This is a genomic window from Streptomyces sp. CB02980 (genome assembly GCF_014451325.2).
Lineage (GTDB): Bacteria > Actinomycetota > Actinomycetes > Streptomycetales > Streptomycetaceae > Streptomyces.
On record NZ_JACSCH020000015.1, the window covers coordinates 176416 to 200372 of the forward strand.

21 protein-coding genes and 1 tRNA gene are annotated in these 23957 nt (G+C 71.8%); 5 read left to right on the forward strand and 17 right to left on the reverse strand.

The window, feature by feature from the left end; genetic code table 11:
* Complete coding sequence (locus tag E0F75_RS28535; RefSeq protein WP_229313824.1) at positions 1 to 1047, reverse strand: energy-coupling factor ABC transporter permease; 1047 nt, start codon at positions 1045 to 1047, stop codon at positions 1 to 3.
* 135 nt (positions 1048 to 1182) lie between these two features.
* On the opposite strand from E0F75_RS28535, the gene E0F75_RS28540 reads away from it, so the two are divergent.
* Positions 1183 to 1593 (forward strand): SsgA family sporulation/cell division regulator, encoded by a 411-nt coding sequence (locus E0F75_RS28540; protein ID WP_229313825.1) that lies wholly within the window; start codon positions 1183 to 1185, stop codon positions 1591 to 1593.
* 149 nt (positions 1594 to 1742) lie between these two features.
* Here the strand turns inward: E0F75_RS28540 and E0F75_RS28545 are convergent, their stop codons facing one another.
* Entirely contained in the window at positions 1743 to 3950 is a 2208-nt protein-coding gene (locus E0F75_RS28545; protein WP_229313826.1) for an MMPL family transporter, read from the reverse strand.
* Between the two features lie 111 nt (positions 3951 to 4061).
* Positions 4062 to 4634, reverse strand: coding sequence for a TetR/AcrR family transcriptional regulator (locus E0F75_RS28550; RefSeq protein ID WP_229313827.1), 573 nt, complete (start codon positions 4632 to 4634; stop codon positions 4062 to 4064).
* Between the two features lie 176 nt (positions 4635 to 4810).
* Between E0F75_RS28550 and E0F75_RS28555 the strand changes: the two genes are divergently transcribed.
* The gene (locus E0F75_RS28555; protein ID WP_229313828.1) at positions 4811 to 8137 is read left to right on the forward strand and encodes a S41 family peptidase; all 3327 of its coding nucleotides are present in this window, start codon (positions 4811 to 4813) and stop codon (positions 8135 to 8137) included.
* 42 nt (positions 8138 to 8179) lie between these two features.
* Here the strand turns inward: E0F75_RS28555 and E0F75_RS28560 are convergent, their stop codons facing one another.
* The 5 genes from E0F75_RS28560 to E0F75_RS28580 form a co-directional block, all read right to left on the reverse strand.
* Positions 8180 to 8677 carry a GNAT family N-acetyltransferase gene (locus E0F75_RS28560; protein WP_229313829.1) on the reverse strand — a complete coding sequence of 166 codons (498 nt, stop codon included), beginning with the start codon at positions 8675 to 8677 and terminating at the stop codon, positions 8180 to 8182.
* Between the two features lie 129 nt (positions 8678 to 8806).
* A complete protein-coding gene (locus E0F75_RS28565; RefSeq protein WP_229313830.1) occupies positions 8807 to 8992 on the reverse strand; it encodes a hypothetical protein in 186 nt (61 codons plus the stop codon).
* Positions 8993 to 9168: 176 nt separating this feature from the next.
* Positions 9169 to 10059, reverse strand: coding sequence for an SDR family oxidoreductase (locus E0F75_RS28570; RefSeq protein ID WP_229313831.1), 891 nt, complete (start codon positions 10057 to 10059; stop codon positions 9169 to 9171).
* Positions 10056 to 10961, reverse strand: coding sequence for an alpha/beta fold hydrolase (locus E0F75_RS28575; RefSeq protein ID WP_229313832.1), 906 nt, complete (start codon positions 10959 to 10961; stop codon positions 10056 to 10058). Before E0F75_RS28575 ends, E0F75_RS28570 begins: the two co-directional genes overlap by 4 nt.
* Positions 10958 to 12505 (reverse strand): NAD(P)/FAD-dependent oxidoreductase, encoded by a 1548-nt coding sequence (locus E0F75_RS28580; protein ID WP_229313833.1) that lies wholly within the window; start codon positions 12503 to 12505, stop codon positions 10958 to 10960. Before E0F75_RS28580 ends, E0F75_RS28575 begins: the two co-directional genes overlap by 4 nt.
* A gap of 287 nt (positions 12506 to 12792) precedes the next feature.
* On the opposite strand from E0F75_RS28580, the gene E0F75_RS28585 reads away from it, so the two are divergent.
* Positions 12793 to 13428, forward strand: a complete 636-nt coding sequence (locus E0F75_RS28585) for a MerR family transcriptional regulator (protein ID WP_229313873.1) — start codon at positions 12793 to 12795, stop codon at positions 13426 to 13428.
* A 15-nt stretch (positions 13429 to 13443) separates the two neighbouring features.
* On the opposite strand, the gene E0F75_RS28590 is transcribed toward E0F75_RS28585, so the two are convergent.
* The gene (locus E0F75_RS28590; protein ID WP_229313834.1) at positions 13444 to 14247 is read right to left on the reverse strand and encodes an exodeoxyribonuclease III; all 804 of its coding nucleotides are present in this window, start codon (positions 14245 to 14247) and stop codon (positions 13444 to 13446) included.
* A 50-nt stretch (positions 14248 to 14297) separates the two neighbouring features.
* Between E0F75_RS28590 and E0F75_RS28595 the strand changes: the two genes are divergently transcribed.
* Complete coding sequence (locus E0F75_RS28595; protein ID WP_229313835.1) at positions 14298 to 14777, forward strand: GNAT family N-acetyltransferase; 480 nt, start codon at positions 14298 to 14300, stop codon at positions 14775 to 14777.
* Between the two features lie 99 nt (positions 14778 to 14876).
* On the opposite strand, the gene E0F75_RS28600 is transcribed toward E0F75_RS28595, so the two are convergent.
* From E0F75_RS28600 to galU, 7 genes are all read right to left on the reverse strand, one after another.
* Positions 14877 to 14950, reverse strand: a tRNA-Ala gene (locus E0F75_RS28600).
* 91 nt (positions 14951 to 15041) lie between these two features.
* Positions 15042 to 16082: a gephyrin-like molybdotransferase receptor GlpR gene (gene glpR, locus E0F75_RS28605; RefSeq protein ID WP_229313836.1), complete on the reverse strand. Its 1041-nt coding sequence runs from the start codon at positions 16080 to 16082 to the stop codon at positions 15042 to 15044.
* Between the two features lie 137 nt (positions 16083 to 16219).
* Positions 16220 to 16789 carry a GNAT family N-acetyltransferase gene (locus E0F75_RS28610; protein ID WP_229313837.1) on the reverse strand — a complete coding sequence of 190 codons (570 nt, stop codon included), beginning with the start codon at positions 16787 to 16789 and terminating at the stop codon, positions 16220 to 16222.
* Positions 16790 to 16827: 38 nt separating this feature from the next.
* Complete coding sequence (locus E0F75_RS28615; protein ID WP_267499693.1) at positions 16828 to 17298, reverse strand: molybdenum cofactor biosynthesis protein B; 471 nt, start codon at positions 17296 to 17298, stop codon at positions 16828 to 16830.
* A gap of 125 nt (positions 17299 to 17423) precedes the next feature.
* On the reverse strand, positions 17424 to 17909 hold the full coding sequence (gene moaC, locus E0F75_RS28620) for a cyclic pyranopterin monophosphate synthase MoaC (protein WP_055600182.1): 486 nt from the start codon (positions 17907 to 17909) through the stop codon (positions 17424 to 17426).
* A gap of 57 nt (positions 17910 to 17966) precedes the next feature.
* Complete coding sequence (gene glp / locus E0F75_RS28625; protein WP_229313874.1) at positions 17967 to 19268, reverse strand: gephyrin-like molybdotransferase Glp; 1302 nt, start codon at positions 19266 to 19268, stop codon at positions 17967 to 17969.
* Between the two features lie 112 nt (positions 19269 to 19380).
* Positions 19381 to 20292 carry a UTP--glucose-1-phosphate uridylyltransferase GalU gene (galU, locus tag E0F75_RS28630; RefSeq protein WP_229313839.1) on the reverse strand — a complete coding sequence of 304 codons (912 nt, stop codon included), beginning with the start codon at positions 20290 to 20292 and terminating at the stop codon, positions 19381 to 19383.
* A 104-nt stretch (positions 20293 to 20396) separates the two neighbouring features.
* Between galU and E0F75_RS28635 the strand changes: the two genes are divergently transcribed.
* Entirely contained in the window at positions 20397 to 20990 is a 594-nt protein-coding gene (locus E0F75_RS28635) for a 5-formyltetrahydrofolate cyclo-ligase (protein ID WP_229313840.1), read from the forward strand.
* Here E0F75_RS28635 and E0F75_RS28640 read toward each other — a convergent pair whose 3' ends face one another.
* Positions 20991 to 23765, reverse strand: coding sequence for a penicillin acylase family protein (locus E0F75_RS28640; protein WP_229313841.1), 2775 nt, complete (start codon positions 23763 to 23765; stop codon positions 20991 to 20993). It lies immediately after the preceding gene.
* Positions 23766 to 23957 lie beyond the last annotated feature (192 nt).

Sequence of the window (23957 nt, forward strand, 5' to 3'; positions counted from 1 at the left end):
TCAGACGGTCGTTTCCGCGCGGGTACCGGGTTCCGCGTGCGTACGGCGGCGGCGGACGACCCAGAACACCCCCGTGCCGACGGCGAGGGTCGCGCCCACGCCGATCGCGCCGGCCAGGCCGCCGGAGAGGCGGGCCGTCTCGATGCCCTTGACGCCGTAGTCGGCGAGCGGGGAGTCGGCGGCCGCGTGGTCCTCGACCTTGCTGTCGATGCCCTTGTCGGCGGCGACCTTCTCCAGGCCGTCGGGGCTGGCGGAGGCGTAGAAGGAGACGAAGCCGGCGAGGACGAGCGCGGAGACGAGGCCACCGATCCACAGCTTCCTCGGGGACCCGGCGGGGGCGGGCTCGGCGGCCGGGGCCGCGTCGACCAGCTCGCCGCCGACGCGCAGCTTGAGCGGGGCGGTCAGACCGCGGGCGCCGTACACCAGGTCGGGGCGGACGGCGATGACCGCGCCGACGGTCAGCATGGTGATGACGGCCTCGCCGACGCCGATGAGGACGTGGACGCCGACCATGGCCGTGAGGACCTTGGAGACCGGGACGTCGGTGGTGCCGCCGACCGCGTAGAGGACGGTGAAGGCGGCGGCCGCGGCCGGTACGGAGACGAGCGCGGCGACGAAGGAGGCCGCGGTCACCGAGGCGCGGGTGCGGGGCAGCAGCAGGACGAGGCCGCGGAAGAGCCCGTACGCGACGACGACCGTGACGGCGCCCATGACCGTGATGTTCACGCCGAGCGCGGTGAGGCCGCCGTCGGCGAAGAGGATGCCCTGCATCAGCAGGACGACGGCTATGCAGAGGACGCCGGTCCACGGCCCGACGAGGATCGCCGCGAGCGCGCCGCCGAGGAGATGTCCGCTGGTCCCGGCGGCTACCGGGAAGTTCAGCATCTGGACGGCGAAGATGAAGGCCGCGACGAGCCCGGCGAGCGGAGCGGCTCGCTCGTCCAACTCCCGCCGCGCCCCGCGCAGGCTCACGGCGACGGCGCCGGCGGCGACGACACCGGCGGCGACCGATACGGGGGCGTTGATGAATCCGTCAGGTACATGCACGCCCTGAATGATGAGTGCTCCTGCAAAGCACTTGCAAGAGCGCACAGGTCACAGAACAGCGGCGCATGGGTCGTGCGCGCGCCGGGAAGGAGTGGGACATTAGTCGATAAGAGGACAAACGGTGAGGAGCCCCCGATGGCTGCCGCAGACGATCGCGCACTCGACCACGAACCCGCCCACCCAGTCGACCGCGACACCGACCTCGCGGTAGAGGATCACGCCAGGGGACGCATCATCAGCGACGCCCCTCTCTCCCGCCCCGTGCCCGTCGACCTCCGCTACGACCCCGGCTTCTCCCCTGCGACCGTCCGCTTCGTCTTCCCCGGCGACGTCGAGTGGTCCTTCCCCCGCGTCCTCCTGGAGACCGGCCTGCGCGCCCCGACCCGCCGCGGCGACATAGGCGTCTGGCCCTGCGGCCGCGTCCAGACGGTCGTCGAGCTCCACAAGGACGACGGGGTGGTGACGGTCGTCCAGTTCGACACGACGGCGCTGACCCGGTTCCTGAAGCACACGTACGCCGCCGGCCCGTCGATGACGACGAGCTGACGGCGTACGAGAGGTGACGTGACCCCGGGGAGTCGGACCTCGGGGAGTCGGACCCTGGGGATCAGACCCCGGGGAGTCGCACCCCGGGGAGTCGCACCCCGGGGAGTCGCACCCCGGGGAGTCGCACCCCGGGGATCAGACCTTGGCGATCAGACCTTCACGAGGTCCGGCTTCGAGCCGGGCGCCCCGCCCGCGGGCGTGTCCTTGGCGAGACCCTCGCCCTCCACGTCCACGTTCGGCAGGATCCGGTCCAGCCACTTCGGCAGCCACCAGGCCTTGTGCCCGAGCAGCGCGAGGACGGCCGGGACGATCGCCATGCGGACCACGAAGGCGTCGAAGAGGACCGCGACGGCCAGGCCGAAGCCGATCATCTTGATCATCTGGTCCGTCATGCCGATGAAGCCGGAGAAGACCGCGATCATGATCACCGCGGCGGCGGTGACCACCCGGGCGCTGTGCTTGAAGCCGGTCACGATCGCCTCGCCGGGCCGCTCGCCGTGGACGTACGCCTCACGCATACGGGTGACGAGGAAGACCTCGTAGTCCATCGCGAGACCGAAGACGACACCCACCATGAAGATCGGCATCATCGACATGATCGGGCCGGTCTGCTCGACCCCGAAGAGGCTGCCGAGCCAGCCCCACTGGAAGACCGCGACGACCGCGCCGAGGGCCGCGACCACCGAGAGCAGGAAGCCGAGGGCCGCCTTCAGCGGGACGAGGATCGAGCGGAAGACCACGGTCAGGAGCAGGAAGGCCAGGCCGACGACGAGGGCCAGGTACGGCACCAGGGCGTCGTTCATCTTCTGCGAGAAGTCGATGTTCATCGCGGTGGCGCCGGTGACGAGGACGTCGTCGCCGGTGGCGTTCCGGATGTCGTGGACGAGGGTCTCGGTGGCGCCGGAGGACGGGCGGTCCTTCGGGACCACGGTGATCATCGCGGCGTCGCCGGCCTTGTTCGGGGTCGCCGGGGTGACGGCGGCCCAGCCCTCCAGGCCCTTGATGGTGGAGACCGTCCTGTCGGCGGTCGCCTTGTCGCCGTCCACGACGACGAGCAGCGGGCCGTTGAAGCCGGGGCCGAAGCCGTCCGAGAGGGCGTCGTACGCCCGGCGCTCGGTGGTGGAGGTCGGCTTGACGCCGTCGTCCGGGAGGCCCATCTCCAGGGAGGCGGCGGGCAGCGCGATCGCGCCCAGGCCGAGGACGCCGATCAGCAGCACCATGACGGGGCGGCGGATCACGAAGCGGGCCCAGCGGGTGCCGCCGTTCGGCTTCTCGCTCTTCGCGCTCTTGGTGGCACCACCCTCGGCACCGCCCTCGGCGCCGGCCTTCGCGGCCTTGCGCTGCTTGCGGCCGATGACCTTGTCGCCGGCGAAGCCGAGCATGGCGGGGATCAGGGTGAGCGCGATCAGTACGGCGATCACGACCGTGCCGGCGGCGGCGAAGCCCATCTTCGTCAGCATCGGGATGTTGACGACGGCCAGGCCGACCAGGGCGATGACGACGGTGAGTCCGGCGAAGACGACGGCGGAGCCCGCCGTGCCGACGGCGCGGCCCGCGGCGTCCTCCTTCTCCCGGCCCTCGGCCAGCTCCGCGCGGTAGCGGGAGACGATGAAGAGGGCGTAGTCGATGCCGACCGCGAGGCCGATCATCATCGCGAGGGTGGAGGTGGTGGAGCCGAGGTCGAGGACGCTCGCGAGCGCGGCGATCGACGAGACGCCGATGCCGACGCCGATGATCGCCGTGAGCAGTGGAAGTCCGGCCGCGACGAGCGAACCGAAGGTCAGGACCAGGACGATGCCGGCGATGACGACGCCGACGATCTCGCCCGAGCCGGTCTCCGGCATGGTCTGGAGGGCGTCACCGCCGACCTCGACGGTCAGTCCCTTGCCCTGCGCGTTGTGTCCGGCCTGGGTCAGCGCCTCGCGCGTCTCGTCGGTCAGCTCCATCGCGTTCACCTTGTAGGCGACGGAGACGTAGGCGGTGGAGCCGTTCTGGGAGACGGCCTGCCCGGTGTACGGGTCGGTGACCGAGACGATCTGGTCCGAGCCGGACTTCAGGGCGGCGACGGTCTCCTCGACGACGGCCTTGTGCGCCGGGTCGGTCATCTTCTGGCCCGCGGGGGCCTTGAAGACGACGCGGGCGGTGGCTCCGTCGGCTCCGGCGCCCGGGAAGCGCTCTTCGAGCAGGTCGAAGGCGCGCTGGGCCTCGGTGCCGGGGATCGAGAAGGAGCTGGAGGTCGCGACGGGTGCGGTGGCGGCGCCGATCCCGGCGACCGCCAGGAGGGCCACCCAGAGGAGGGCGACGAGCCGTCGGCGCCGGAAGGCGGAACGGCCCAACTTGTACAGGAACGTGGCCACGGGGGCGTCTCCCAGTGTGGGGTGGGACAGGGCATGGGGAGCCGGCCCGACGGCGGAGCGGTGCGTCGTCAGGGGGTGCGGTACTGCGGGTACTGCGGTGGGGAGGTGGCTCTAGACGCCGAGTGAGGGGAGCACCACGGCGTTGACGTACGTCTTGAGGAAGGCGTGGTCGACCGGCTGGTCGTCGATCAGCGGACGGGCGATGAACGCACCGATCAGCATGTGCGGGAGGAGCTTCAGCGCCGGGTTGTCGGCGTCGACCTCGCCCCTGCGGACCGCTCGGCGCAGCACTTCGTCGAGGCCGTTCATCTCGGGTTCGATGAGCAGCTCGCGCAGCGCCCGGTGCAGGTCGGGGTTGGTGTGGACGGCATGGGCCAGACCCCGCATCAGCGCGGAGTCCCTCTCCATCTGACAGTCGTCGGACCGGTCGACGAGTTCCTGGAAGTCGCCGCGCAGCGAGCCGGTGTCGATCTGCGAGAGATCGGCGGGCTTGTTGTCGCGCAGCGCCCTGGCGACCAGCTCGGGCTTGCTCCCCCACTGGCGGTAGAGGGTGGCCTTGCTGGAGTGGGTGCGGGCGGCGACGGCGTCCATGGTGAGGGCGTCGTAGCCGACCTCTCGGAGGAGGTCGAGCACGGCTCCGTACAGCTCGGACTCACGCTCTGGGGTGAGCCTGCTGCGGGCCATGACCGGACTCCTGTCGAACGAAACGGTTTCGTACAGTACGAAGATACCCCCGCCCTCAGCGAAACGAAACCGTTTCGTACGTGTCCTGGACCACATCGAAGCCGAGCCACGACCACGAAGACGCCCGCAAGCACGTACGAGTTGCCACACCCCCTTCACGCGGAAAGCATGAGGAGGTGAGTGACGACGTCGCGTATCTCCGTTTTCCGCACCTCCACGACGACCTGCTGTGCTTCGCCGCCGAGGACGATCTCTGGATCGCCCCGCTCGTCCCCGAGGGCCACCGCCCCGGCCGGGCATGGCGGCTCACCGTCGACCGGACGCGGGTCGGCCACCCGCGCTTCTCGCCGGACGGCCGGCAGATCGCGTACACGAACTGGCGCAGCCTCGACCCAGAGATCCATCTCGTCCCCATCGAAGGCGGGTCCGCCCGGCGGCTCACCTACTGGGGCTCGACCGACACCCGCGTCTGCGGCTGGACTCCCCCCGACAAGGACGGCCGCTCGGACATCCTCGCCGTCTCCTCGCACGGGCAGCCCTTCTCGTACTTCTCGTGGGCCTACCACGTCCCCACCGACGGCTCCCCCGGCCTCCGCCTGCCCTGGGGCCCGGTCTCCGACATCGCCGTCACCGAGCACGACGCCTACAGGAACGCCGGCAAGGGAGCCGACGAGGGACAGGAGGCCGAGCGCCGCACCCTCCTCCTCACCGGAAAGCCGCCCCACGAGCCGGCCGCCTGGAAGCGCTACCTCGGCGGCGCCACCGGCCGCCTCTGGCTGCACGGCGAGCGGCTGCTCCCCGACATCGGCGGCCACCTCGACTGCCCGATGGCCGTCGACGGCCGGATCGCGTTCCTCTCCGACCACGAGGGCGTCGGCAACCTCTACTCCTGCCTGCCCGACGGCACCGACCTGCTCCGGCACACCGACCACGACGAGTTCTACGCCCGGCACGCCTCCAGCGACGGACGCCGGGTCGTCTACCAGTGCGCCGGCGACCTGTGGATCGTCGACGCCCTCACCCCCGGCTCCCGCCCCCGGAAACTGGAGGTGCGGCTCGGCGGCCAGCGCGTCGGCCGGCGCCCTTACCAGGTGCCCGCCGCCCATCACATCGACGCGGTCTCCGTCGACGAGACCGGCCGGGCCAGCGCCGTCTCCGTGCGCGGCAGCCTCTACTGGCTGACCCACCGCGACGGCCCGGCCCGCACGATCATCGACACCCCCGGCGTCCGGGTCAGGCTGCCCGAGATGCTCGGCAGCGGCGGCCAGGTCGCCTACGTCACCGACGCCGAGGGCGAGGACGCCGTCGAGGTCGCCTATCTGCCGCGCGCCAGCGGCGACCGGCCGCCCCGGCGCCTCGCCTCCGGCGACCTCGGCCGGGTCGAGGAACTGATCGCCGACCCGGACGGCGAGCGGCTCGCGATCGCCTCCCACGACGGCCGGCTCCTCCTCCTCGACGCGACGGAGGAGTCGAACGGAGAGGTCACCGAACTCATCCGGTCCGTCAACGGCCCCGTTCGCGACCTGGCCTTCTCCCCCGACGGGGCCTGGCTCACCTGGTCCCACCCGGGCATCGGCCGCTCCCTGCGCTCCATCAAGATGGCGCGGATCTCCGGCCCCGGCGCCCGGGCCGTCGTCGACGTCACCAACGGGCGCTTCGAGGACGAGAACCCCGTCTTCACCCGCGACGGCCGCTATCTCGCCTTCCTGTCCTGGCGGGGCTTCGACCCGGTGTACGACGTGCACACCGGCGACCTGTCGTTCCCGCTGGGCTGCCGCCCCTACCTGGTCCCCCTCTCCTCCGCGACACCCTCGCCGTTCGCGCTGCTCCCCGACGGGCGCCCGGCCGCCGGCGGTCTCGACCCGGCCGACGACGACACGGAGACGACCACCGACGGCACGGTCACCGTCGAGATCGAGGGGCTCCCCGACCGGGTCACCCCCTTCCCGGTCGCCGCCTCCAAGTACTCCGGCCTCCACCCGGTCAGCGGCGGCGGTCTGGTCTGGCTGCGCTGGCCCATCTCGGGCGCACTCGGCGAGACCTTCGCCAACCCGACCGACACCTCGGGCAAGCCCACCCTGGAGCACTTCTCCATCACCAAGGCCCGCAAGAGCGAACTCGCCAAGGACCTCGACTGGTTCGCGGTCAGCGGCGACGGCACCCGGCTCGTCGTCGCCGACGAGGGCGACCTGCGGGCCGTGCCCGCCACCGAGTCCGGGGACGGCGACTCCACCGTCTATCTCGACCTGCGGCGCATCCTCCACGAGGTCGAGCCGGGCGCCGAGTGGCGGCAGGCCTTCGACGAGGCGGGCCGGATCGTCCGCGCCTACTTCTGGGAGCCCGACATGGGCGGGGTCGACTGGACGGCCGTCCTCGACCAGTACCGGCCGCTCGTCGAACGGGTCGCCTCCCCCGACGAGTTCGCCGACCTGCTCCGCGAGGTCCTCGGCGAACTGGGCACCTCCCACGCGTACGTCACCCCCGCCCGCCGCAACGAGGGACCCCCGCACTACCAGCGCCCGATGGGCCTCCTCGGCGCCAACCTCGTGCCCCGCGAGGCCGGCTGGACGGTGAAGCGCATCCTGCCCGGCGAGTCCTCCGACTCCAAGGCCCGCTCCCCGCTCGCCGGTACGGGCATCCGCGAGGGCGCCGTCCTCACCCACGTCGACGGCCGGCCCGTGGACCCGGTCACCGGCCCGTACCCGCTGCTCTCCGGCACCGGCGGCACCACCGTGGAGCTCACCTTCATCCCCGCCGAGGGCGAGGGCCGGGCCCGCCGCGTCGCCGTCGTCCCGCTGATCGACGAGCGTCCGCTGCGCTACCAGGACTGGGTGGCCAAACGCCGGGCGGTGGTACGGGAGGTCAGCGGCGGCCGCTGCGGCTACCTGCACATCCCCGACATGGGCGGCTCGGGCTGGGCCCAGTTCAACCGCGACCTGCGCATGGAGGTCTCCCGGCCGGCCCTCATCGTCGACGTACGGGGCAACGCCGGCGGCAACATCAGCGAGCTCGTCATAGAGAAACTCACCCGCAGGATCCTCGGCTGGGACCTCACCCGCAACGCCCAGCCCGTCGCGTACGCCTCCAACGCCCCGCGCGGCCCGGTGGTCGCCCTCGCCGACGAGGCCACCTCCTCCGACGGCGACATGATCACCGCCGCGTTCAAGCTCCTCGGCCTGGGGCCCGTCGTCGGCCAGCGCACCTGGGGCGGAGTCGTCGGCATGACCGGCCGCCACCGCCTCGGCGACGGCACCCAGATCACGGTCCCGATGAACGCGGCCTGGTTCCCCGAGTACGGCTGGTCCCTGGAGAACCACGGCGTCGAACCGGACCTCGCCGTCCTGCGCACCCCCCTCGACTGGGCGGAGGGCCGGCACGCCCAGCTCGACGACGCGGTCGAGGTGGCCCTCGCCCTCCTCGCGGAGACCCCGGCGGCGAGCCCCCCGGGCTACGTGGACCTCCCGGACCGCTCCCGCCCGAAACTGCCACCGCGAGCCCCTTAGGCCCTGGGGGGTGTCTTGCCGGCCTGATCGGCAAGACACCCCCTAGCGGAAGGCCAGTTCCCCAAGGTCCAACTCGTAGGCGGTCCCCGCCTCGCCGCCGAGCGTGACGCTGCCGACCGCGCCGAAGCCGACCCGCCCGAGCACGGCCCTCGACCCCGCGTTGTCGAGGGTCGTGACGGCGGTCAGCCGGCTCAGCCCGTACGACTCGCGCGCCAGTCGGCACACCTCCCGCACCCCGGCCGTCGCCACTCCGCGCCCGGTCGCCTTCTCGGCCACCCGGTAGCCCAGCTCGGCCTCCCCGTCGACGAGGTCGATCAGGTTGAACCGCCCGAGGATCTCGCCGCCCTCCCCCACGAGCACGTGGAAGCGGATGGTCCCGGCCTCCTGCTCGTCGAGCAGCGCCCGGTGCCGCTCCGCGAAGTCGGTGAAGTACGCGTCCCCCCGGTCGGGCACGGACGCGGCGAAGTACCCCCGGTTCTCCCGCTCGAAGGCGAGCAGGGCGGAGGCGTGATCGGATCGCAGTCGCTCAAGTACGGCCATGGGCGCCACCGTACGAACATCCGGCGCCCGGTGCGTACGACTTTTCGGCCCGTCATGATCGCGCACACGCGGAGGCGCACCCGGCATACCGGGTGCGCCTCGCTCGACACAGCACGCGAAGAAGGCGTGTCAGGCGTCGTAGTCCTGGTCGAGACGGTCCTGGGCCTCCTGCTGGGCCCTGCGCGTCTCCTCGTCGGTGCGGCCGCGGCCCTGGGAGGCGCGCTCGGACGCCTCGTCCTTCGCCTTGCCCATGGCCTGCTTGGCCTGCTGCTTCAGCTGCTCCGACTTGTCCTTGAACTGTTCTGCCTTGCCCATGAAGGTTCACTCCTAGACGGGTGAGAGGGGGCGGAGGCGATGTGCCTCCTGGGCCTCGACCAGCCTTGCACGAGCGAACATTCCACGCATTTCGATCAGTTACGGACGGCTACCACGCGGGGAGCCGCCGGCCGCCGCGCGGCGGGGTCCCCTCCCGCCGGGCGGCCGCGGCCCCGTCAGCGCGCCGCCGAACCGCCCGTCCGCGCCTCCTCGTCGGCGGCGCCGCCCGCGCCCACCAGACCCTTGGAGACCGAGCCGAGGCGCGGCTCGAAGCGCCTCATCTCGCGCTGCCCGACGGTCGCGATCATCCCCGGCAGGTAGCCGCGGACCGACTGCATCCCGCGCAGCCACCACTGCGCGTAGACGTGCGCGGAGCGCCGCTCGATGCCCGCGACGATCCGGTCGACGGCCGGGCCGAGGGGGTACGTGCGGTTCGCCGGCCACGGCAGCCGCTGGCGCAGCTCCCGCATCACGTCGTCCTCGTCGGCACCCCGCACCATGTCCGTGTCGGTCCAGGAGAGGTAGCCGACGCCGACCTTCACCCCCTTGTACGCGACCTCGGCGCGCAGGCTGTGCGCGAAGGCCTCGACGCCCGACTTGGACGCGCAGTACGCCGTCATCATCGGAGCGGGGGTCAGCGCGGCGAGCGAGGCGATCTGGAGGAAGTACCCCCGCGACTCCATGAGGACCGGCAGGAACGCCCGTCCCGTCACCGCGCCGCCGATCAGGTTGACCTCGATGACCCGCCGCCAGGCTGCCGGGTCGGAGTCCACGAAGGGACCGCCCGCCGCGACACCGGCGTTGGCGACGACGATGTCGACCTTCCCGAACCGCTCCTTCACCTCGGCCGCGACCCTGGCCATCGCCTCGTGGTCGGTGACGTCGGCGTGCCACCAGTCGGCCTCGGTGTGCAGCCGCCCGGCGACCTCCTTGAGCTGCTCCGGCTCCAGGCCAACGAGCGCGATCCTCGCGCCGCGCGCGGACAGCTTGCGGGCGAGGAGCTCCCCGACGCCGCGGGCACCTCCGGTGACGACCGCGACCTGTCCTTCCAGGCTCACCCGGCTCATGCCTTCTCCTTCACTTCCAGGTACGTGTCGGTCAGTTCGCGGATCCTTGCGGTGACGGCCTCGGGGGCCTCCACAGGTGTCATATGCCCCATACCTGCCAGTTCGAGCAGTCCCACGCACTGCGGAAGGGCCTCGGCCATGGCGCGGGAGTGGACGGGCGGGGTGAGCCGGTCGGCGGTGCCGACCACGACCGCGACGGGCAGGTCGAGCCCCCGCAGGCCCGCCTCCAGGTCGAGCCCGGAGAGGACCCTGGACCAGCCGACGCGGGCCCCGCGCGGGCAGGCGTGCACGATCCGGGCGCAGGCGTCGACCCGCTCGGGCGCCGAACCGGGGCCCATCGTCGCGTACTTGAGGATCTTCTTCGAGACGGCGTTGACGGGCCCGAGCGGCGCCTTCGCGCCGAGGACGCCCCGGGTCAGCCGGGTGCGCCGGTCGCTCGGCCGGCCCGGGACGACGGTGGCCTCGGCGGTGAGCCGCGAGGGCCCGGTGGAGCAGAGCAGCGCGGCCGCCGCGTGCTCCCGGAAGCCCGGCCGGTCGGCCGCGGCCATGAGGGTCATGCCGCCCATGGAGTGACCGGCGAGGACGGCCTTCTCACCGGGGGCGAGTGTGCTCGCGAGGACCGCTTCGAGGTCGTCGGCGAGAGCGCGGGTGGCGTATCCGGAGGGCCCGGCGGGGGCCGGGGACCGGCCGTGGCCGCGCTGGTCGTAGGCGATGACCCGGTGGTCGGCGGCGAGGGCCCGTATCTGCTCGGCCCAGAACGCGATCGAGCAGGTCCAGCCGTGGGCGAGGACGACGACGGGCGCGCCCTCGGGGCCGTACACCTCGACGTGGATCCTGGCGCCGTCGGCGGAGACGGCGGTGAGCTCCCGGGGCGAGGTCGGTGAGGTCAGGTGCCGGCTCACGTGGCGGCCTCCTTCTTGCGGGAGGCGGTACGGGGCTTCGCAGCGGCGGTCTCCCCGGCGGCCTTCACGGGCTTGGGCGCGCGGATGACCTCGTACTCGGAGAGGTCGACCTGCCGGGTCTCGCGCCGGAACTCGCCGGTCGTGCCCGGCCACAGCGTGGTGTTGCGCCCGTTGGCGTCGAGGTACCAGCTCTCGCAGCCGCCCGCCTTCCAGACCGTCCGCTCCATCCGGGCCTGCACCTTGCGGTTCCAGGCGCCGACGGCGGAGGGCCGGACGGCGAGGGCCGCGCGCCCTCCGAGCACGTCGAGCTGGCGCAGGTAGTCGGCCATGTAGTTCAGCTGGGACTCGATCATCAGGATCATCGAGGAGTTCCCGAGGCCCGTGTTGGGGCCGATGACGGTCATGAAGTTGGGGAATCCGGCGGCGGTGGCGCCGCGCAGCGCCTCCATGCCGCCCTTCCAGGTCTCGGCGAGCGTCTTGCCCTCGGCGCCGACGACCCGCTCGGCGATCGGCATGTCGGTGACGTGGAAGCCGGTGCCGAAGACGATCGCGTCGACCTCGGTCTCGGTGCCGTCGGCGGCGACCACGGTCGAGCCGCGGACCTCGCGCAGGCCGGAGGCGACGACGTCGACGTTGGGCTGCGCGATCGCCGGGTAGTACGTGCTGGAGAGCAGGATGCGCTTGCAGCCGATGCGGTACGAGGGGGTCAGCTTGGCCCGCAGGACCGGGTCCTTGACGGCCTTCGCGATGTTGGCCTTGGCGAGCTTCTCGATGAGCCCGAGTTCGTTCGGGTGCTTGGTGAAGGCGCCGACCTGGAGTTCGCGGATGCCCCAGAGGAGCCCGCGGCGCAGGGTGCCGGTGACGGGCAGGGCGCGGTGGAGCCAGCGCTCGGGGCCGCTGATGGCCCGGTCCATGCGGCGCATGACCCACGGGGGCGTGCGCTGGAAGAGGGTCAGCTTCCCGACCTGCGGCTGGATCGCGGGCACGATCTGGATGGCGGAGGCGCCGGTGCCGATCATGGCGACGCGCTTGCCGGTGAGGTCGTAGTCGTGGTCCCAGCGGGCCGAGTGGAAGACCTTGCCGGGGAAGTCGGCGATGCCGGGGACGTCCGGGATCTTGGGGTCGGAGAGGGGGCCGGTCGCGGAGACGACGACCTCGGCGCTGAAGGAGCCCTGGCTGGTCTCGATCTCCCAGCGGAGCGCCTCGGCGTCCCACTCCATCCGCACGACCTCGTGGTTCAGTCGCAGGTGGGGGCGGATGCCGAAGGTGTCGGTGACGTGCTCCAGGTACGCGCGGATGTGGCGCTGTCCTGAGAAGGTCCGCGGCCAGTCGGGGTTGGGCGCGAAGGAGAAGGAGTAGAGGTGGGAGGGGACGTCGCAGGCGCAGCCGGGGTAGCTGTTGTCCCGCCACGTGCCGCCCACGGAGTCGGCCCGCTCCAGGACCACGAAGTCGGTGATCCCCTCGCGGCGCAGCCGGACGGCGGCGCCGAGGCCACCGAATCCCGATCCGATCACCGCCACACGTACCTGCTCGTGCTTCGCCATGCCGCCTCCCGCGTGCCCGGCCAATCACGCCAGCAATCACTGGCACAGTCGGGACTGTAGAGCAGCTCCATACCGAGCGGTAGGGGTCGGGCGAGGGAAAGTTACCGGCGGTACAACATAGGCTGGCGTCCGTGGCTGAAGGATCAGGCAGAGGGACAGGCGAAGGATCAGGACCGGACGCGGTGACACACGAGGGTGCACGCGAGGACCGGCGGGCCGGCACGGGCGCGAGCCCGCACCAGGTCACGCCCGTCACGCCCGAGCCCGAGGGTGTACGCGAGTACCGCATGGAGGAGCTGGCGGCCGCCGCCGGCATCACCGTGCGCACCCTGCGCTTCTACCGTGAGCGCGGACTGATCCCCCCGCCCCGCCGCGAGGGCCGGATCGCCTGGTACGACGAGCACCACCTGGCCCGGCTGCGCACGATCGCCGCCCTCCTGGAGCGCGGCCACACCCTCAACGGCATCGCCGATCTCACCACCGCCTTCGAGAGCGGGCGCAACGTCCGCGAGGTGCTCGCCCTCGGCGCTCCCAGCGAGGAGGAGCCGGTCCGCCTCACCCCCGAGGAACTCGCCGACCACTTCGCCGGCGAGGTCACCCCGGAGAACCTCGCCGCCGCCCTGGACCTCGGCTACCTCGTCACCGACGGCGAGGAGATCATCCACATCAGCCGCCGGCTGCTCGACGTCTCCGCCGCGCTCGTCCGCGAGGGCGTCCCGCTCGCCGAGGTCCTCAAGGCCGGCGCCCGCGTCCGCGAGCACGCGGACGCCCTCGCCGGGCTCTTCACCGACCTGCTGCGCACCCACGCGGCCGAGGACGACCTGTGGCGGCTGCGCCCGCTCGCGAAGAGCGTGGTGGAGGCGGAACTGTCGATGGCCCTCGACCGCCGCCTGGGCCCAGGAGCCCCGCCGCAAGGCCCCTGAGCACCGCCGACGCCCCTACAGCTCGTAGACGGCGGTCACGGGCGCGTGGTCGCTCCACCGCTCGGCATGGGTGGCGGCCCGCTCGACGTACGCCTTGACGGCCTTGGCGGCGAGCCCGGGGGTGGCGAGCTGGTAGTCGATGCGCCAGCCGCTGTCGTTGTCGAAGGCGCGGCCGCGGTAGGACCACCAGGAGTAGGGCCCCTCCTGCTCGGGGTGCAGGACGCGCACGACGTCCACGTACCCTCCGTCGCCCTCCTCCAGCACCTTCCCGAACCACTCCCGCTCCTCGGGGAGGAAGCCGGCGTTCTTCTTGTTGGCCTTCCAGTTCTTGAGGTCGGCCTCCTGGTGGGCGATGTTCCAGTCGCCGCAGACGACGACCTCGCGGCCGTCGGCGGCGGACCGCTCCCGGAGCTCCTTCAGGTACGGCAGGAACTCGCCCATGAACCGGTACTTCTCGTCCTGGCGCTCGGTGCCGACCTCGCCGGAGGGCAGGTAGAGGCTGGCGACGGTGACGCCGGGCAGGTCGGCCTCGACGTACCGGCCGCTGGTGTCGAACTCGCTCGACCCGAAGCCGACGCGCACCCGGTCGGGCTCGCGGCGCGTGTAGAGGGACACCCCGGCGCGCCCCTTGGCGGCGGCGGGCGCGTGGACGGTGAACCAGCCCTCGGGCGCCCGCACCTCCGGCGGCAGCTGCGCCTCCTCGGCGCGCACCTCCTGGAGGCAGACGGCATCGGCGGAGGTCCCGCCGAGCCACTCGACGAACCCCTTCTTGGCGGCGGCACGGAGACCATTGACATTCACGGACGTCACAGTGAGCATCCCGGGAGAATACCGACACCATGCCATCGCATACATGTACGATACTCCGCATGAACATCCAGCCCACGCCTTACGACCACCCCGACGCCGTCGCGCTCAACGACGCGGTCCAGGCGGAGTACGCCGTCCGCTACGGCGACGAGGGCGACGCCACACCGCTGGACGCCGGGATGTTCGTCCCTCCCCAGGGCCTCTACCTCCTCGCGTACGCCCCCTGGGGCGACCCGGTCGCCACGGGCGGCTGGCGCACCCAGGACAAGAACGACGAGGGCTACGAGAACGGCGACGCCGAACTCAAGCGCATGTACGTGATCCCCGATGCCCGCGGCCTGGGCCTGGCCCGCCGCATCCTCTCCGCCCTGGAATCCGACGCCCGCGAGGCCGGCCGCACCCGCATGGTCCTGGAAACGGGCACGGCCCAGCCGGAGGCGATAGCCCTCTACACCTCGAGCGGCTACGAACCGTGCGCCAAATTCGGCATGTACCGCGACTACGACAACAGCCGCTGCTTCGCCAAGCCGCTGATCTGAGGACCCCGGGGCGCCCCCAAGGGGGCGCTTCTCCACGGCACTTCCGGAAAAGCAGAAATCCCGCCCGATCTTTCGATCGGACGGGATTCCCGTTGTCTGTGGACCTGTGGGGATTTGAACCCCAGACCCCCTCGATGCGAACGAGGTGCGCTACCAGACTGCGCCACAGGCCCTTGCGACGTGTGAAACATTAGCATCCCGACCGGCTCAGGCAAAAATCCGTTCCCGCGCAGGTCAGCCGGGGCCGTCGCGGGCCCCTTCGGGTCATTCGTTGGCCGCCCGGGGGCGGTCGTCGTCCGCGTACTGGTCGAAGAGCGGGGTACGGCCGTGGTCGCGGTTGCGGCGCGGAGGGGTGGTGCGCTGGCGCGGCGCCGGCGACGGGGTGGGGGCCGGGTCGGCCACCGTGGAGGAGCGGGCCGCGCTCCAGGTCTCCGGGTCTGTGATGTCGATGCCGCTCGTGGCACGCGGGGCGACCGGGGCGGTGACGTACGTGGGGAGCGGGACCGGGACCGGGTCCCAGCTGTCGCCACGGGCCGGGCCGCGGTCGCGCTGCTGGTCGACCCACTCCGCGTGGTCGGTCTGCTCGACCAGGGCGCGCCGGTCCGCCTCCTGCGGGGAGGGTCCCGGGGCGGACTCGGGCGACAGCTCGGGCGTGGGCGCCGGACGTCGGCTCTCGCGGAGCCGCGCCGCCGCGGCCTCCGCGCGCCGCCGGTCCATCACGTACACGAAGCGGCGGCGTTCCTGGACCCGCAGGTGCACGATGTACGTGCTGAGGAGCAGCGCGGGCACGGCCGGCACCCACAGGAAGGCGACCCCGCCGACGGCGGCGACGACCGCGCCGAGGGTGAAGCCGGCGAAGAGCAGCGTCGTGGTGCGGCGGCGCCGGGCGAGGACCTTGCCGCGGCGGGCACGCTCGGCCGCCGCGCCCGTGGCGGGGCGTACCGGTGCCGGGGCGGGGTTCGGAGCGGGTTGCGGCGCCGGCTCCCGCTCGGGGAGTTCCAGGCGCGCTTCCGTTCTGGCCGCGGGCGCGGAAAACGCCCGGACGTCGACCGAGCTCAAATGCTCGGTTTCCGCGTCCGGGTCCACGTCGGGCGTCGGACCCTCCGCCGTACGGTCCCGCTGCTTGAGCTCCTTGGCATATCGGCGCTCCATGCCCGCCCGTCCGGAAAGCAGCCGGATGGCGGTGCTGAAGCGTTCCGTCGGACGGGCTTCATTCAGCTCGTCCTGCCTGCGGAGCCACATCGGTACCAAGTAGGCGGCCCAGGCCCCGACGATGACTGCGTAGATGAGGCCGCTGCTGCTCACGCCTCACACGGTAGAGGGGTTCGCGCGACGGCATCGGCCAATTGGCCCGGTGTGTCGCACGATCTGGCTGATATCACTGAACTTTTTTGTGATTGTTCAGATCGATTGACTGCCAACTACCGATTGAATTCGAACACTTATTTTATTCTCGCCTGATGCCAGCGGCGCAGCAGCCCCTCCGGCACCTCCTCCGCCGTCAGCGCGAAGACCAGATGGTCCCGCCACGCACCGTCGATGTGGAGGTAGCGGGGCCGCAACCCCTCATCGCGGAACCCCAGTTTCTCGACGACCCGGCGCGACGGCCCGTTCTCCGGACGGATGCACACCTCCATCCGGTGCAGACCGACCGAGCGGAAGCAGTGATCGACCGCCAGCGCGACCGCCGTCGGCATGACACCGCGTCCGGCCACCTCGCTGTCCACCCAGTAGCCCACGTGCCCGGAGCACATCGACCCCCAGGTGATGCCCGCGACGGTCAACTGCCCGACCAGCCGCCCCCGGTACTCGATCACGAACGGCAGCATCCGCCCGGCGTTCGCCTCCGACCGCAGATGGCGAACCATCTGACGGTACGTCGGCCGCTGCGTCACCGGCCCGCCCGGGGGCGGCGGCGGAACCGTCGCCTCCCAGGGCCGCAGCCACTCCCGGTTGCGCCGGTTCACCTCGCGCCAGGCCGCGTGGTCGCGCATCTTTATCGGACGGAGCATCACCTCTCCGTCCACGAGGACGACCGGCCAGGTCGGGATCACGACGTTCTCGGGTGGTCGCCGCCGCGGATCTGGTCGACGGCGTGCCGCAGGATCGGCTCCAGGACGGTCAGCCCGTCCCGTACCCCGCCGGAAGACCCCGGCAGGTTCACGATCAGCGTGCCGTCCGCGACCCCCGCGAGGCCCCGCGAGAGCGCCGCCGTCGGCACCTTCTCCCGGCCGTACGCCCGGATCGCCTCCGGAATGCCCGGGATCTCCCGCTCCAGGACCCGGCGGGTCACCTCGGGCGTCTCGTCGGTGGGCGAGATGCCCGTACCGCCGGTGGTCACGATCGCGTCGTACCCCGCGGCGATCCCGGCCCGCAGCGCCGCCTCGACGGGCGCCCCGTCCGGGACGACCTGCGGGCCCTCCACGGTGAAGCCCATCCGGGCGAGGGCCTCGGCGATCAGCGGACCGCCCTTGTCCTCGTACACCCCGGCAGCCGCCCGGTTCGAGGCCGTGACGACCAGGGCCGAGTAGGCCGCCGCGCCCGTCGCCGACGAGGCCCCGGCCCCGTGCGGCTCGCGCGCCTCGTGTCCCGCGTGCTCCTCGCGCTCCTCGTGCTCGTGCACGCCCGACACCCGGCCACCGCGGCTCACGACTCGCTCCGCGTCCAGTGGCCCGACTTTCCGCCCGTCTTCTCCTCCACCCGTACGTCGGAGATGACCGCGCCCTTGTCGACCGCCTTCACCATGTCGACCACCGTCAGGGCCGCCACCGAGACCGCCGTCAGGGCCTCCATCTCGACGCCCGTCCGGTCCGTGGTCTTCACCGTCGCCAGGATCTCGACCGCGTCGTCGGTGACCGCCAGGTCCAGGGTCACGCCCGACACGGCCAGCGGGTGGCAGAGCGGGATGAGGTCCGGGGTCTTCTTGGCGCCCATGATCCCGGCGATCCGGGCCGTGGCGAGCGCGTCGCCCTTCGGGACGCCCTCGCCGCGCAGCAGCTCGATCACGCGCGGCGAGACGAGCACCCGCCCGCTGGCGCGCGCCGTGCGGGACGTGACGTCCTTCGCCGAGACGTCGACCATGCGGGCCGCGCCCGCCTCGTCGATGTGGGTGAGACCTTGCTGCGTGCTCATCGCCGTGACACTCCCGGTCGCTGTGTGGGACGACACCGTACCCCCACCCTCGCCCCCTCAGCCGAGGAGGACCACTTCCAGCTCGGCACCCGGCTCCACGCTCTCCGTCTCCTCCGGGACCACGAGCAGGCAGTCCGCGTGCGCGAGGGCCGCGATCAGATGGGAGCCCGCACCGCCCACCGGAGTGACGGTGCCCGCCGCCGGGTCGTACGTCCCCCGGAGGAACTGCCTCCGCCCGGCGGGCGAGGACAGCGCCTTGTCGGCGGCCAGCTCGGCCCGCACCCGGGGCCGGTGCAGGTCCTCGACGCCCATCAGGGCCCGGATCGCGGGCCGGACGAACAGCTCGAAGGAGACGTACGAGGAGACCGGGTTGCCCGGCAGGGCGAGCAGCGGGATCTGCTCGGCGCCGATCGCGCCGAAGCCCTGGGGCTTGCCCGGCTGCATGGCCAGCTTGCGGAAGTCGACCTGCCCGTCGGCGGTCAGCGCCTCCTTGACCACGTCGTACGCGCCGACGCTCACGCCGCCCGTGGTCACGATCAGATCGGCCCGGATGAGCTGGTCCTCGATGGTGGCGCGCAGCGACTCGGCGTCGTCGGCGACGGCCCCCACCCGGTACGCGAGCGCGCCCGCGTCCCGCGCGGCCGCGGCGAGCGCGAAGCTGTTGGAGTCGTGGATCTGGCCCTCGCCCAGCGGCTCGCCCGGCTGGACCAGCTCGCTGCCGGTGGACATGACGACCACCCGGGGGCGGGGCCGCACCCGGACGGTGCCGCGGCCGATCGCGGCGAGCAGCCCGATCTGCGGCGGCCCGAGCACCGTGCCGGCCGACAGGGCCAGCTCCCCGGCCCGTACGTCGCTCCCCCGCTCGCGGACATGGGCGCCGGCCTCCGCGGCGCGGTGCACCCGGACCTCGCCGGACGCGCCCTCGGGGGCGGCGCTCGCGGCGGTCATGCCGGTGGCCGCGCCCCCGCCCGTACCGCCGTCGGTCCACTCGACGGGGACGACGGCCTCGGCGCCGGGCGGCAGCGGGGCGCCGGTCATGATCCGGGCGGCCTGGCCGGGGCCGACCTCGGGCAGGCCGCCGGCGCCCGCCGCGACGTCGCCGACGACGGTCAGGACGGCGGGGAACTCCTCGGTGGCCCCGGCGACATCGGCGACCCGGACCGCGTACCCGTCCATGGAGCTGTTGTCGAAGGGCGGCAGCGCGACCGGCACCGTCACGTCCTCGACGAGGACACAGCCCTGCGCGTCGAGGAGTTGCAGCTCGATGGGTTCGAGCGGGCCGACCGTCGCGAGGATGTCGGCCAGGTGCTCGTCCACCGACCACAGCCCGCGCGCGGGCCCCGCGCAGGGGTCGGCCACCTTCTCCTCGTCGCCATGGACGTGATCGCCGTGGTCGTGGCCGTCGTGGTCCTGGCCGTCGTGATCGTGGTCGTCGTGGGACGGCGACGGTGCCGCGCTGCTGCTCAAGGTGCTACATCTCCTCGCTGACGTATCTCCGGAGCCAGGCCCGGAAGTCCGGTCCCAGATCTTCACGTTCGCACGCGAGTCTGACAATGGCACGCAGATAGTCACCGCGGTCACCGGTGTCATAACGACGGCCCTTGAAGACGACGCCGTGCACCGGGCCGCCGATCTTCTCGTCCGAGGCGAGCTTCTGCAGCGCGTCCGTCAGCTGGATCTCCCCGCCGCGGCCCGGTTCGGTCTCCCGCAGCATCCCGAAGACGGCCGGATCCAGCACATAACGGCCGATGATCGCGTAGTTGCTGGGCGCCTCGTCCGCGTCCGGCTTCTCGACCAGGTCCGTCACCTTCACGACGTCCGCATCGACGGTCGCCTCGACCGCCGCGCAGCCGTACAGATGGATCTGCGAGGGCTCGACCTCCATGAGGGCGATCACGCTGCCGCCCTCGCGCTCCTGGATCTCCACCATCCGCGCGAGCAGCGGGTCGCGGGGGTCGATCAGGTCGTCGCCGAGGAGCACCGCGAAGGGCTGGTCGCCGACGTGCGGGGCGGCGCAGAGCACGGCGTGGCCGAGGCCGCGCGGGGCGCCCTGGCGCACGTAGTGCATGGTGGCGAGGTCGCTGGACTCCTGGACCTTGGAGAGGCGTTCGGCGTCGCCCTTCCGCGTCAGGGCCTCCTCCAGCTCGTAGTTCCGGTCGAAGTGGTCCTCCAGGGGACGCTTGTTCCGGCCGGTGATCATCAGGACGTCGGAGAGGCCGGCCGCGACGGCCTCCTCGACGACGTACTGGATGGCCGGCTTGTCGACGACCGGCAGCATCTCCTTCGGCGTCGCCTTGGTCGCCGGGAGGAAGCGGGTACCGAGGCCTGCGGCGGGGATGACAGCCTTGCTGATCCGGCCGAGCCTGGGGAGCAAGTGATTCATGCGGTGCACCTTAGCCGTTCGGAATGAGAGGAAGATGTGGCTTCGGTTAACTTCCTTCACATAAAGACAGTTTCGAGAGTTTGGCGAATTCGCATGGGGCCGACATGACACCTGAGATGTCCGAAAAGACCGTGCTGCGCAGCCGACTTCTGGCCGCCCGCGCCGCGCTGAGCACCGACTCCCTGGCCCGCACGGCCGAATCCCTCGCCCGCTGGGGACTGGAACTCGCCGAACTCGCGCAGGCGTCCACCGTCGCCGCCTATGTGTCCGTGGGCCGCGAGCCGGGCACGCGCGCGTTGCTCGACGCGCTCCACGCGCGCGGGGTGCGGGTCCTGCTCCCCGTGCTGCTCCCCGACAACGACCTGGACTGGGCGGCGTACGAGGGCCCGGAGGGGCTCGCGAAGGCCGGCCGGGGTCTGCTCGAACCGGTCGGGCCCCGACTGGGCCCCGAGGCCGTGTGCGCCGCCGACGCCGTCCTGCTGCCGGGCCTCGCGGTCGACGGGCGGGGGATGCGGCTCGGCCGGGGCGGCGGCTCGTACGACCGGGTGCTCGCCCGGCTCACGCGCGCGGGTGCCGATCCGGCCCTCGTGGTGCTCCTCTACGCGGACGAGGTGGTCGCGCGGGTCCCGGAGGAACCGCACGACCACCCCGTGCACGCGGTGGTGACCCCGGAGGGAGTCACCCGCTTCCGGCCCTGATCAGGGCTTCAGCTTCAGCGTGTCCTTCGTCGCCGCGTCCACGGCCGCCTTGCCGTAGGCCCAGTCGTACAGGTCGCCCTTCGCCCACGCGTCCGTCTGGTCGGTGTAGTGGGAGTTGAAGGCGTGACCGGAGGCGCCGGTGAGGTTGATCCACCGGGACCTGTCCCAGTCGCCGACGTTGACGACCATCCGCATCGACGGCACCCAGATGACCTCGTAGCCGCCGGCCGCGTTCCAGCCGGTGGCGTCGACGGCCGCCTCGCCGCCGCCCAGGTTCCAGGGGCCGCGGTTGAGGAGCTGCTGCACCACGCCGGGGCCCGCGGTGCCGAGGGTCTGGTTCTTCAGGGTCAGCTGGTGCAGCCGGCCCCAGCTCCAGGTGGAGACGTCCTTGCCGAGCTTGGCGGTCAGCTCCCAGCGCGCGTCCTTCATGGCGCGGGCGAGCAGCTGGTCACGGGTCTCGGTGGCCTGGTCGGTGCGGTTGCCCGGGGTGACCCACCACTCGCTCTTCTCCTGCTTGAGGAGTGGGCGGACCACCTCGTACCAGCGGTCGCCGCCGTCCGGCTGAGCCGAGTCGGGGTCGCGCTGGCCGCATTCCCGTACGAGCTTGTTCTGCTCGTCGACCGGGCCGGTGGCGTCGGCCGGGCGCACGTTGATGCAGTCGCCCTCGGGGCGGAGCTCCTTGGGCAGCTTGTTGCCGAAGGACAGCTTGAGGACGTTGCGCCAGACCGCGTTGAAGTAGGCGGCGGCGGCCGAGTCGGGCTCCTGGGTGTAGTCCCAGCCCTCGAGCAGCTTCTGCGCCTCGCGGACGTACGGGTCCGAGATGTCGATCTTCAGCAGGAGCGGGTTCAGGAGGGTCGCGATCTCGCTGCGGTTGTCCGTCTGCATGGTCCGCATGTCGTCCGGCGAGATCTTTCCGCCGTCCTTGATCTTCGACTCGATCAGGTCGTTGATCCGCTGGCTGCGCGAGCCGTAGCCCCAGTCCTTGGTGAGCAGGTCGGGGTAGTTCTCGGCGTCGATCACGGCCTGGTTGGCGGTGACGATGTAGCCGCGCTTCGGGTTGTACTCGTAGGGCAGCTGCTCGAAGGGGATGTACCCCTTCCACCGGTACGAGGAGTCCCAGCCGGGTGCGGGCAGGGTGCCGTCGCCCTTGGTGCGCTGCGGGATCTTGCCCGGGGACTGGTAGCCGATGTGGCCCTCGGTGTCGGCGTAGATCAGGTTCTGCGAGGGGACCTCGAAGTTCTTGGCGGCGGCCCGGAACTGGTCGAAGTCCTTGGCGCGGTCGAGGGCGAAGATCGCGTCCATCGACTTGCCCGGCTGGAGGGCGGTCCACTGGAGGGAGACGCCGTAGCCGGTGCCGCGGTCGGGGGCGGCGTTGCCCACGGGGGCCTTCTGGCCGACCTTCTCCAGGTCGGTGGAGCGGTCGGAGACGAGCGGGCCACGGTCGGTGGAGCGGACGGTGATCGTCCGGTCCTCGCCGCCGGCGACCTTGATGATCTCGTCGCGGACCGTGAAGGGCTTGACCTTGCCGTCGACGAGGTAGCCGTCGGGGCCGATCTTCTCCAGGTAGAGGTCGGTGACGTCGGCGCCCAGGTTGGTGAGACCCCAGGCGATCTTGTCATTGTGTCCGATGATCACACCGGGCATGCCGGAGAAGGTGTAGCCGGAGACGTCGTAACGGCAGGTCGCCGAGACCGAGCGGCAGTGCAGGCCCATCTGGTACCAGAGGGACGGCAGCTGGGGCGCGAGGTGCGGGTCGTTGGCGAGCAGCGGCTTGCCGGAGGTCGTGTACTGCCCGGAGACGACCCAGGAGTTCGAGCCGATGCCGTTGCCGTTGGGGCCGAGGAGGGCGGGCACGCCGTCCAGGACCTCCGAGAGCGCGCCGAGCTGGGACTGCGCACCGGAGCCGGAGGAGTCGGAGGAACCGGAGGAGGAGCCGGAGCCGCTGCCGGGAACGCTGCCCGGGGTCTCGCCGGTGCTCAGGCCGTCGTCGCCGTCGCCCGCCGTGCCCTTCGGGTCGAACTTCCCGGTGGACTCGTCCACCGCGCCGCGGTCGACGATCGGCTGGTGGAGCGCGTACGGGTAGTCCGGGTACAGCTGCTTGATCTGGCTCGCGCTCATCCGGCTCGTCATCAGCGAGCGGTCGATCTCGTCCTGCATGTTGCCGCGCAGGTCCCAGGCCATCGCCTTGAGCCAGGCCACCGAGTCGACCGGCGTCCACGGCTCGATCGCGTAGTCGTTGGTGAGGGCCAGGGCCGCGTACTCGACGGAGACGTCGGCGGGGTCCCGGTCCTTCAGATAGGCGTTGACGCCCTCCGCGTACGCCTGGAGGTACTTCTTCGTCTCCGGCGACAGGACCTTGTCGTACTCCTGCTGCGCGACCCGGCGCCAGCCGAGCGTGCGCAGGAAGGAGTCCGTCTCGACCTGGCTGTCGCCGAACATCTCGGAGAGCCGGCCCGCGGTCACATGCCGCCGGACGTCCATCTCGTAGAAGCGGTCCTGCGCCTGGACGTAGCCCTGGGCGCGGAAGAGGTCCGTCTCGTTGTCGGCGTAGATCTGCGGGACGCCGTTCGCGTCGCGCTTCACCTCTACCTCGCCGGACAGACTGTCGAGCCGGATCTCGCCCGTGGTCTGCGGGAACGAGGCCCGGACGGTGCTCACACCCCAGAACCCGCCGTATCCGACGCCCGCGACCAGAGCGAGGACCAGGACGAGGAGGATCAGGCGGGCGCGCCGCCCTTTCTTCTTGGCGGGAGGCGCGGTCGTGTTGGAGGGCATCGCTGTCCTTCGAGGGGCAGGGTGGTCCTGGAGTACGGGAGCAACCTTAGGCGCAGCGCCTGGAGGGCCCGGACGCGGTGTCCGGAAGAGAACCGTACTGGCGAGCGAGGAGGTGCAAAGACGGCGTCAAGAAAACGTTAAAGATTAGGTAAGGTAACGAAGTGTCTGCCTCTGGAGGACCGATCCAGCGGC

Coding starts and splice junctions, on each gene's coding strand:
- E0F75_RS28560 (WP_229313829.1), bottom strand. CDS start 8,677: ATGGCCGTACTTGAGCGACTGCGATCCGATCACGCCTCCGCCCTGCTC.
- E0F75_RS28565 (WP_229313830.1), bottom strand. CDS start 8,992: ATGGGCAAGGCAGAACAGTTCAAGGACAAGTCGGAGCAGCTGAAGCAG.
- E0F75_RS28540 (WP_229313825.1), top strand. CDS start 1,183: ATGGCTGCCGCAGACGATCGCGCACTCGACCACGAACCCGCCCACCCA.
- galU (WP_229313839.1), bottom strand. CDS start 20,292: ATGAATCACTTGCTCCCCAGGCTCGGCCGGATCAGCAAGGCTGTCATC.
- E0F75_RS28610 (WP_229313837.1), bottom strand. CDS start 16,789: ATGCTCCGTCCGATAAAGATGCGCGACCACGCGGCCTGGCGCGAGGTG.
- E0F75_RS28585 (WP_229313873.1), top strand. CDS start 12,793: ATGGAGGAGCTGGCGGCCGCCGCCGGCATCACCGTGCGCACCCTGCGC.
- E0F75_RS28580 (WP_229313833.1), bottom strand. CDS start 12,505: ATGGCGAAGCACGAGCAGGTACGTGTGGCGGTGATCGGATCGGGATTC.
- E0F75_RS28590 (WP_229313834.1), bottom strand. CDS start 14,247: ATGCTCACTGTGACGTCCGTGAATGTCAATGGTCTCCGTGCCGCCGCC.
- moaC (WP_055600182.1), bottom strand. CDS start 17,909: ATGAGCACGCAGCAAGGTCTCACCCACATCGACGAGGCGGGCGCGGCC.
- E0F75_RS28595 (WP_229313835.1), top strand. CDS start 14,298: ATGAACATCCAGCCCACGCCTTACGACCACCCCGACGCCGTCGCGCTC.
- E0F75_RS28640 (WP_229313841.1), bottom strand. CDS start 23,765: ATGCCCTCCAACACGACCGCGCCTCCCGCCAAGAAGAAAGGGCGGCGC.
- E0F75_RS28570 (WP_229313831.1), bottom strand. CDS start 10,059: ATGAGCCGGGTGAGCCTGGAAGGACAGGTCGCGGTCGTCACCGGAGGT.
- E0F75_RS28635 (WP_229313840.1), top strand. CDS start 20,397: ATGACACCTGAGATGTCCGAAAAGACCGTGCTGCGCAGCCGACTTCTG.
- E0F75_RS28550 (WP_229313827.1), bottom strand. CDS start 4,634: ATGGCCCGCAGCAGGCTCACCCCAGAGCGTGAGTCCGAGCTGTACGGA.